Consider the following 9,207-nt stretch of genomic DNA (forward strand, 5'->3'; position numbering starts at 1 on the left):
AAAAGAAAAAATATCACAATATCAAACTCTTCAATACAGTATGAGCTTTCTGATTTTCACTCAAAAAGCAAGTGCCCACCCATGAACGACACCATACTAAAGTGCTGTGCATTCACAAATTTCCTAGCATTATCTCCCCTTCTCGAAATTGCACCTCTCCCGCAATCTTATCTCTCGATAGCACCCATTAAAGACTTTTAAAAGGTCCAAGGAAAAAACTCTCTGAGAAAGCTTTCAAGCCTAAAATGCCCCCGCCATTTTTATCATGATGAGGGCACAAAAAATCACGCAGAAATATGAAAAATCTCTCCGCATTTAAAAACAGGGCTTGTGCTTCAATCGCACGCTTTTTCTTGTTCTTTTGTCCATTGTCCCAAAGCCGCAAGATGGTTCATCCGAGCCCGATGACGAAATGCCTTCTGTGCAACAGCAATATTTTCATCTTTTCCCGCCCATGCTTTTAAGGCAGCTGCTTGCAGTGCTCGTCCATAGGAAAAGGTCAATTTCCAAGGCAATACGCCCAAAGAATTCATAGCAGATAAATGCGCCGTTGCTTCCTGATCAGACTGCCCTCCAGAAAGAAAAGCAATTCCGGGAACAGCGGCAGGAACAGTCTGTTTAAGCACTTGGACAGTCTTTTCAGCAACTTCTTCAACAGAAGCCTTGCGAGCATCCTTTCCATCAATCACCATATTGGGCTTTAAAATCATCCCCTCCAAAAGAACACGAGCTTCAAACAATTCTTTAAAGACAGCCTGCAAAACAGTGCGTGTCACCTCAAAGCAGCGTGTAATTGAATGCCCACACGATGATCCATCCATCAACACTTCCGGCTCAACAATGGGCACAATATTGAACTCCTGACATAAGGCAGCATAGCGTGCAAGAGCTTGTGCATTTTGTCTTATGGCGCCTCTTGTTGGCAAAGTGTGTTCATCAATAGCAATTACCGCACGCCATTTAGCAAAACGTGCTCCCAAAGCATAATAATTTTTTAGCCGCTCACGAAGACCATCCAACCCTTCGGTAATTGTTTCTTGGGGAAAAGCAGCCAAGGGTTTTGCACCGGTATCAACTTTAATCCCTGGCAAAGCGCCTGAATCCCGAATAAGATCCGTCAACATTTTCCCAGTTGATGCTTTTTGCCGAATGGTTTCATCAAATAAAATAACCCCAGAGATGGCGTTTTCCATCGCTTCTTTTGTACTAAAAAGCATTTCACGATAAGCACGGCGCTTATCTTCATTGGATTCAACACCAATGCTTTCAAAACGCTTTCCAATGGTCGCCGTACTTTCATCTGCCGCCAAAATACCTTTACCTGCATGCACCAAAGCAAGTGCAATATCTTCAAGCCGTTCATTCATAAAAAATTCCTCTTTATTTTGTCTTAATTTCTAAAAATGCGCAACACTATCAAAAACACTCTACACGACTGTATAGTTTTTCTTTAACCTTCCCTTCAAAGAAGCCCTTTAAGCCTGCATGAGGGCAAGAATACCAGGAAGAGTCTTTCCTTCCATCCATTCCAAAAAAGCTCCTCCAGCAGTCGAAAGATAAGTAAAATCATTGGCAACACCGGCATGATTAAGGGCAAAAACCGTATCGCCCCCTCCCGCAATTGAAACCAACTTTCCCGTCAAACTACGTTCTGCTGCATGGCGTGCAACGGCAATGGTTCCCTTATCAAAGGGAGACATCTCAAAAACACCAAGGGGTCCATTCCACACAAGAGTAGCAGCTTCATCTATCGCAGCATTGATATGCGCAATAGAGCGCGTCCCAATATCCAATATCATGCCATCTTGTGGAATATCTTCAATGTCATAAAGACGATGCGGTGCATCTTTTTCAAAACGAAATCCAACGACAGCATCCTGAGGGAGCAGAAGCGTACAGTGACACTCTTGCGCTTTTTTAATGATTTTTTTTATCGTTTCCATCAATGCATGTTCACACAGTGATTTTCCTACATGGATACCTTGTGCAGCTAAAAAACTGTTAGCCATCCCCCCACCAATAATTAAGGAGTCAACTTTTTCCACCAAATGATTGAGCACAAAAAGCTTACTAGAAACCTTTGCTCCTCCCACAAGGGCAACCACAGGACGTGCTGGATTGCCAAGTCCTTTTTCTAATGCCTGCAACTCACCTTGCAAAGAGCGTCCTGCATAAGAAGGCAACAAATGCGTTATTCCCTCCACCGAAGCATGGGCACGATGAGAAACTGAAAAAGCATCATTAACATAGAGATCTCCATTATGAGCCAAAGCTTCTGCAAAAGAACAATCATTCTTTTCTTCACCAGCATAAAAACGAACATTTTCAAGCAGTAAAACACCACCATTTTGTAATGACTCAACTGCAACCTGCACCGCCGAACCGATACAGTCAGGAGCAAAAGCAACCGGCTGATTAATGATCTTTTCCAGCACTTGCACAACAGGACGAAGTGAAAACTCTTGCTCTACCTTTCCTTTGGGGCGACCACAATGAGAAAGCAGAATAAGTTTAGCACCACACTTTTGTAGCTCAATGAGTGTCTCTTTATGCCGTACAAGACGCGTCTCGTCACAAACTTTGCCCTGTGCCATAGGAACATTAAAATCTACGCGCACCAGAACACGTTTGCCCAAAACATCAACATCATCAAGTGTGCGAAACCCCATCACTGCTTCCTCTTCACTTTCCATTGTTTCAAATAAAAACGCATCCAACAACCCTGCCCACTTTTCTTTCCACTTATCCCCCTCTTTGCTTTTACAAGAGATCCACGACAGCCTATCTCTCACCCTTTGCTTAATAAAAATCCAAAGCTTTTATCGTCAAATGTACAAAAGCCCACCATTGCTCTTAATCTTCATATTCCATTGTGGCAAACAAATGCATTGGCTCAACTTGATCTCCATTAAAGCTTCCTTTTACTTCTAGGAAAAAGAGTTTACATCTCCTGTTTTCTAACGTTTTCTCAAAAGGTATCTCGTTCAGATCTTACTTTTTAAAAGTTTACTCTTTCATGCATCTTTTAAAAGCACGTATTGACACAGTATTAAAACAAAACACATCATCAATTTTTCAATAGCCTCTTCTCTCTAGCGCATGAGAACAACAGCCTCTATCTGTTTTTCTCAAAATTGCACAAAAATGAGACTTTTCCCTATAAAAAGAGGACCCTGAGGTCCTCTTATATTGTCTTAGCAAAAGCCACTGCCGTATCACTCATACGGTTAGAAAAGCCCCATTCATTATCATACCAAACCAGAACGCGACAGAGCTTACCATCAATCACTTTGGTTTGATCATTGTGGAAAATAGCTGAATGAGGATTATGATTAAAATCACAACTCACGAGTTTCTCTTCTGTAGTGTCCAAAACGCCCTTCAAAGAACCCTGTGCAGCAGTAGCAATAGCTGTATTAATTTCTTCGATTGTTGTGGAACGCTTAGCGATAAATGTCAAATCAACCACAGAAACATTAGGGGTCGGAACACGAATCGATACACCATCAAGCAATCCCTTTAATTCTGGCAAGACCAATCCCACAGCTTTTGCCGCTCCTGTTGAGGTAGGAATCATAGAAAGAGCTGCCGCACGTGCACGATAAAGGTCCCGATGCATTGTATCCAATACAGGTTGATCACCCGTATAAGAATGGATTGTTGTCATAAAGCCCTTTTCAATGCCGACCGTATTGTGTAAAACTTGTGCAACAGGCGCCAAACAATTGGTTGTACAAGAAGCATTTGAAACAACGCGATGCTCGCTGCTTAAAGATTGATGATTAACCCCATAGACGACCGTAAGATCTGCTCCTTCAGAAGGCGCAGAAATAAGAACACGCTTTGCCCCCGCATCTAAATGAGCACTTGCTTTATCACGCGCAGTAAAAATACCCGTACATTCCAAAGCAATATCGATATCCAAATCTTTCCAAGGCAATTGAGCAGGATCACGCTCTGCGCATACCTTTATTAAACCACCTCCCACATCAATAGCATCCCCTACCACCTTAACGATCCCAGGAAAACGCCCATGAACTGAATCATAGCGTAATAAATGGGCATTTGTTTCCACCGATCCCAAATCATTAATTGCAACCACTTCAACATCTTGTCGTCCACTTTCCACAAGTGCACGTAAAATATTGCGACCAATACGACCAAACCCATTAATTGCAACACGAACTGTCATTTCACATGTTTCCTCATCAATTTTTAAAAGCACAACATTTAAAACACAATAAATGGGTATTTCACCAATCCAAAATCATTAATTCCCACAATGTCAATATCTTGATCACTCACTCACTTATCCACAATAATGCACAAGATCATCCACAATACTGCACAAAATATGATGCCCTACAATCACCCCATTCATGACAACATAAGCTGTCACTTTGTCTTTTCCTCTTTGATCTTTTCCAGCTCTTTTTCAACGGTGGCAACAACATTTTCCCAAGTAATACCAAAATGCGCATAAAGGGCATCAATTGTTCCACTTGCCCCAAAGCCCTCCATACCAATAAACACACCACCACAGCCAATAAAACGGTCCCATCCTTGGGCGACAGCAGCTTCAATGGCAATTTTAATCGGTGCATCTCCAATGAGAGCACGCTGATAGGAGAGAGATTGTTGAGAAAAAAGTTCAAAACAAGGCACAGAAACCACACGCGTTGGGATGCCTTTTTCTTCTAACACCGCATGTGCCTCCACTGCAATTTGCAATTCTGAACCAGAAGCAAACAGCGTCACTTGTGCATCATCGCTAGCTGTTAGGAATTCATAAGCACCAAGCATACAGAGATTTTCTTCTTCATACTCTTGACGCAAAAGCGGTAGATTTTGTCGACTTAAAGCCAAGGTAGAAGGCGTCCCGCGTGCTTTCAAAGCCAATTGCCAACACTCGACTGTCTCCATAGCATCGGCAGGACGAAACACAAAATGATTAGGCATTGCACGCAGGCAAGCCAAATGCTCCACGGGTTGATGGGTCGGACCATCCTCACCAAGACCAATAGAATCATGAGTCATGACATAAATCACCCGCAACCCCATGAGAGAAGACAAACGCATAGCAGGACGCATATAGTCAGAAAAGCATAAAAAGGTTCCCCCATAAGGAATAAAGCCGCCATAAAGGGCAAGACCATTCATCACAGCTCCCATTGCATGTTCGCGAATTCCATAATGCAGATAGCGCCCTGAAAAATCTTCAGCAGAGATACTTTTCATCTGGCTACTTTTTGTATTATTAGATCCGGTTAGATCAGCCGAACCACCAATAGTCTCAACAACGACCTCATTGATCACTTCAAGAGCCATTTCCGAAGCTTTACGCGTAGCAACAACGGGGCGCTCTTCAACCAATTTCTGTTTATAAGTATCAATAGCGCCATCAAATCCGCCCACGAGATCGCCCCGCATCAATCTTTCAAACTCCACACGCTCTGAGATAGGAAGATCAGCAAATTTTTCTTCCCATTTTTGGCGTTTTTTAGCAGCATTGAGACTAGCCAAGCGCCAATTATCGAGAATATCGGCTGGAATAACGAAAGGCTCAGCATCCCACCCTAAAGCGATACGGGTTTCAGCGATTTCTCGTGCGCCCAAAGGGGCTCCATGAACTTTATTGGTACCCGCTTTATTTGGTGCTCCAAAACCAATTGTTGTTTTACAAGCGATCAAAGTTGGTTTATCGGAATTTTGTGCCGCCTCAATAGCCCGCGCAATTGCTGCTTGATCATGCCCATTGACTTTATGTGTCTCCCAACCAGAAGCTTTAAAACGCGCAATCTGATCTGTACTATCAGCAAGGGAAATCTCTCCATCGATAGAAATATTATTATCGTCCCACAACACAATAAGCTTATTGAGTTTCAAATGACCGGCAAGGGAAAGTGCTTCTTGAGATATCCCTTCCATAAGGCATCCATCGCCCACCAACGCATAGGTGTAATGGTTGATAAGATCACCAAAACGGGCATTTTGCAAACGCTCTCCAAGAGCCATCCCCACGGCATTCGCCAACCCTTGTCCGAGAGGACCAGTCGTTGTTTCGATTCCCGCCACATGCCCATATTCTGGATGCCCAGCAAGCTTTGCTCCTAATTGACGAAAATTTTTGAGATCTTCAATGCCAATATCTTCATAACCAGAAAGATACAAGAGAGCATAAAGCAACATAGACCCATGTCCTGCTGATAACACAAAACGATCACGGTTAGGCCAGCGAGGTTTTTTGGGGTCATGAGCAAGGAATCTTGTATAAAGAACCGTAGCAATATCGGCGGCTCCCATTGGCAAGCCTGGATGACCAGAATTTGCTTTTTCAATCGCATCAATAGCAAGAAAACGGATAGCATTGGCCATCTGATTCTGTTGGTGGGTGTTTGTCATGAATAATCGACCATTTCGTTAAATACGTTATTCTGTTGCTTTTTCCGTATTCTCTTAAAATTCTCAAGAAATACTATTTTCTAACCATTAGCGTGAGACTTTTTGCCACCACTTCAATAACATTAATAACATTCCCCTCACGCATCCTGTATATCCATGTCATTTATGCCAATACGCGCAAAAAATCCAGCTTTTAATTTATATCTATCCCCTGCTTTGCTTGCTAAAATATCTTACATACTTAAAAATAAAATGCACACAACACAAGAGTGAAAGTGATTCGTTTTTGCATAACACATTGATAAAGGATACAATTACCCAAAGGATAAAAGCAATGAACCAAGAGACTACAGTTCTACAAGATGCTTTAGAGCACCTAGAAAAGGCACTTAGAACTTTAGAGATCACCATAATAAACCGTAATGCCGTTATTGATAAAAATAACGAATGGGAAGAAGAAATCCAACGAATGAATGCTGACCGCAGCCATCTTGCCCAAGCGCTTGACAAAGCTGAAGCCCAAATTGAACGCTTAGAGTCCGTAAACAAAGAAGTTTCCAAACGTCTTATTAAAGCAATGGAAACAATTCGTGTTGTCATTGATAGATAAAGGTTTGAATGTATGGAAACTGTTTCCGTTACCATTGATGGTAAAATTTATCGCATGGCTTGTGACAAAGGACAAGAACGTCGTCTTATTGCGCTTGCTGCTCAATTAGATCAATATATCACACATTTAAAGAACAATTTTGGTGAAATTGGCGACCATCGTTTATCGGTTATGGCTGGCATAATGATTATCGATGAAATGGAAGAAATAAAACGAGAAAATAAAAAATTACAAGAAGACTACAATGCTCTTTTACGACTCCACAACGAAAGAGACCGCACCATGGGGAAAATTATGCGTGACACCACACAACGCATTGAAAATCTCACCAACCAATTGCTCAAAGATGATCAAAACCACACAAACATTCAAGAACAAGAACAGGAAGATTTCTAAAAAGTACATCAGCGCATAATAAACCAGAGACTTGACTTGTCCGCCACATCTCACAGGATAAAAATTCTTAAACCCACGCCAGTCTGTAAACAGTCTGGTTTCTTATAGGAAGGATTCCAGCTACTCACGACTTATGGGATTAACTTAAACCTCAACAAGAAAGCCCTACCCTGAATATTTCACCTCCGCACAAACGCTTCCTATATCAAGGAGGCTGCCTTATATCACCACATTTCAAATGAGATGTCTTTTAACAGCGCAATAAGATAACAAAACCAACATCATGTAAAAAAATCATATAAATGACAACAGCAACAAACAAATAAAGCACCCTTCGAAAAAAAGAACTATATTCATGTTCCCTATGAATGCATGTCCAAAATCCTTGCCCCTAGATAATATCAAGCAGATTCAATATATTAAAAAAATAACCTTATCTATTATACCGTAAAACACCGCTATTTGATAATATAAGCACCATAGAGTCTTTGCACCTAGAATGTTCATCCGATGAAACCCACCGAAAAGAACCGTATCATTTATAAACCAGCGTGAATTAAGTATTTTCATCCTTTAGAGCAGGAAAAAAGTCAAAACCGAAGAGTATGTTAATCTCATACAACCTCAAACATCATAAACAACAATAATAGCTCTTGAAAACATCCTCTACCGCTATTTTTATCCTTATAACAAATAATCCATATTCCTCTCCCCACCACCCAAAATCTCCAAGCTTAATAAAAGAGCAAGTCGGCACCATCATTATAACCAGCCCTCAATATTGCGACAGCACCCTTGGCTCTTAAAACGGTTCATAAGAGGGACGCCTTTCTTGTACAGCTTTTTCCCATAAAACCCACCCGCTTGTGATGTACAAACAAATAGTCATGATTGACAAAACATGCACAAATTTAAAATAAGACAATCTTGCGGTATTCGGGATTTTGATAGAAGATAAAGAAAGATAAGTTATCATTATAAATCAATATGTTGCAAATGATCAGACAAAGCATATTTTAAAAACACATTCACCCATCACTTTTTCTCATAACATACCAGCACGATTTTTTAGGCACATAATTTTAATTTTATTCAATTCTGTCTGCAAAAGTTTAAAATGAGAACAATTTCAAGGCTCTCATTCAAAAAGAAAAAGAATAAATTCTCATTATCAATGAACATCTCGCTCGTATAAACTCAATAAAGCAATCCCCAATATGCCTTAATGAAATAAAAGGGGGGCTCCCATTAAATGCCCTACCGTAAAAGCAGCTTCCTCAGAACTAAAACAAAATCAACAGACAACATCACCGCATCTGCTCCCATCCCCAAACTGGACGACCTAACGCAATACCTTTCTATCTTACGATAGGAGATAAAAGAATAATGGGTCTATGGAGGCATTCATAATAAGCGCACACCCGTTGTTTTTAAAGCCTGTTCAAAGGCGCATGAAAAAACACCATGCGTAAACGGCTCAAATCCCTTTCGTTCCATCTTGAGAGACAGAAGCAATACGCAAGAGATTTGTCGCACCGGGCGTTCCAAGGGGAACCCCAGCTGTCACAAGGAAGCGATCTCCTCCTTTGCAAAAACCTTCCTGAAATGCAATAGCTGCTGCACGATCAACCATATCCTCTAAACTAAAGCCAAACGCCGTGCTGTTTCCACAATGGGCGATAAAGCAATAATCGGTCTATTAGGGCGTTCACGAGAGGCGCACACCCGTTGTTTTTAAAGCCTGTTCAAAGGCGCATGAAAAAACACCATGCGTAAACGGCTCAAATCCCTTTCGTTCC

At 41.4% G+C, this 9,207-nt stretch carries 6 protein-coding genes and 1 pseudogene; 2 read left to right on the top strand and 5 right to left on the bottom strand.

What is annotated here, in order from left to right; genetic code table 11:
- Positions 1-335 precede the first annotated feature (335 nt).
- The 4 genes from ACFIK0_RS02760 to tkt form a co-directional block, all read right to left on the bottom strand.
- Positions 336-1,367, bottom strand: a complete 1,032-nt coding sequence (locus ACFIK0_RS02760; protein WP_273790486.1) for a class I fructose-bisphosphate aldolase — start codon at positions 1,365-1,367, stop codon at positions 336-338.
- A gap of 108 nt (positions 1,368-1,475) precedes the next feature.
- Positions 1,476-2,669 carry a phosphoglycerate kinase gene (locus tag ACFIK0_RS02765; protein ID WP_375630978.1) on the bottom strand — a complete coding sequence of 398 codons (1,194 nt, stop codon included), beginning with the start codon at positions 2,667-2,669 and terminating at the stop codon, positions 1,476-1,478.
- Between the two features lie 515 nt (positions 2,670-3,184).
- Positions 3,185-4,192: a type I glyceraldehyde-3-phosphate dehydrogenase gene (gene gap, locus ACFIK0_RS02770; protein WP_375611739.1), complete on the bottom strand. Its 1,008-nt coding sequence runs from the start codon at positions 4,190-4,192 to the stop codon at positions 3,185-3,187.
- A gap of 203 nt (positions 4,193-4,395) precedes the next feature.
- Positions 4,396-6,402 (bottom strand): transketolase, encoded by a 2,007-nt coding sequence (gene tkt / locus ACFIK0_RS02775; RefSeq protein WP_375663453.1) that lies wholly within the window; start codon positions 6,400-6,402, stop codon positions 4,396-4,398.
- Between the two features lie 334 nt (positions 6,403-6,736).
- On the opposite strand from tkt, the gene ACFIK0_RS02780 reads away from it, so the two are divergent.
- The gene (locus ACFIK0_RS02780) at positions 6,737-7,012 is read left to right on the top strand and encodes a DUF4164 domain-containing protein (RefSeq protein WP_005774573.1); all 276 of its coding nucleotides are present in this window, start codon (positions 6,737-6,739) and stop codon (positions 7,010-7,012) included.
- A 12-nt stretch (positions 7,013-7,024) separates the two neighbouring features.
- A complete protein-coding gene (locus ACFIK0_RS02785) occupies positions 7,025-7,408 on the top strand; it encodes a cell division protein ZapA (RefSeq protein ID WP_273790489.1) in 384 nt (127 codons plus the stop codon).
- A 1,477-nt stretch (positions 7,409-8,885) separates the two neighbouring features.
- Here the strand turns inward: ACFIK0_RS02785 and ACFIK0_RS02790 are convergent.
- Positions 8,886-9,133 (bottom strand): annotated as a pseudogene (locus ACFIK0_RS02790) (pyruvate kinase alpha/beta domain-containing protein); the annotation flags it as partial.
- Positions 9,134-9,207: the final 74 nt, after the last annotated feature.

Origin of the sequence: Bartonella sp. CL63NXGY (assembly GCF_042194905.1) — a bacterium.
GTDB lineage: Bacteria > Pseudomonadota > Alphaproteobacteria > Rhizobiales > Rhizobiaceae > Bartonella.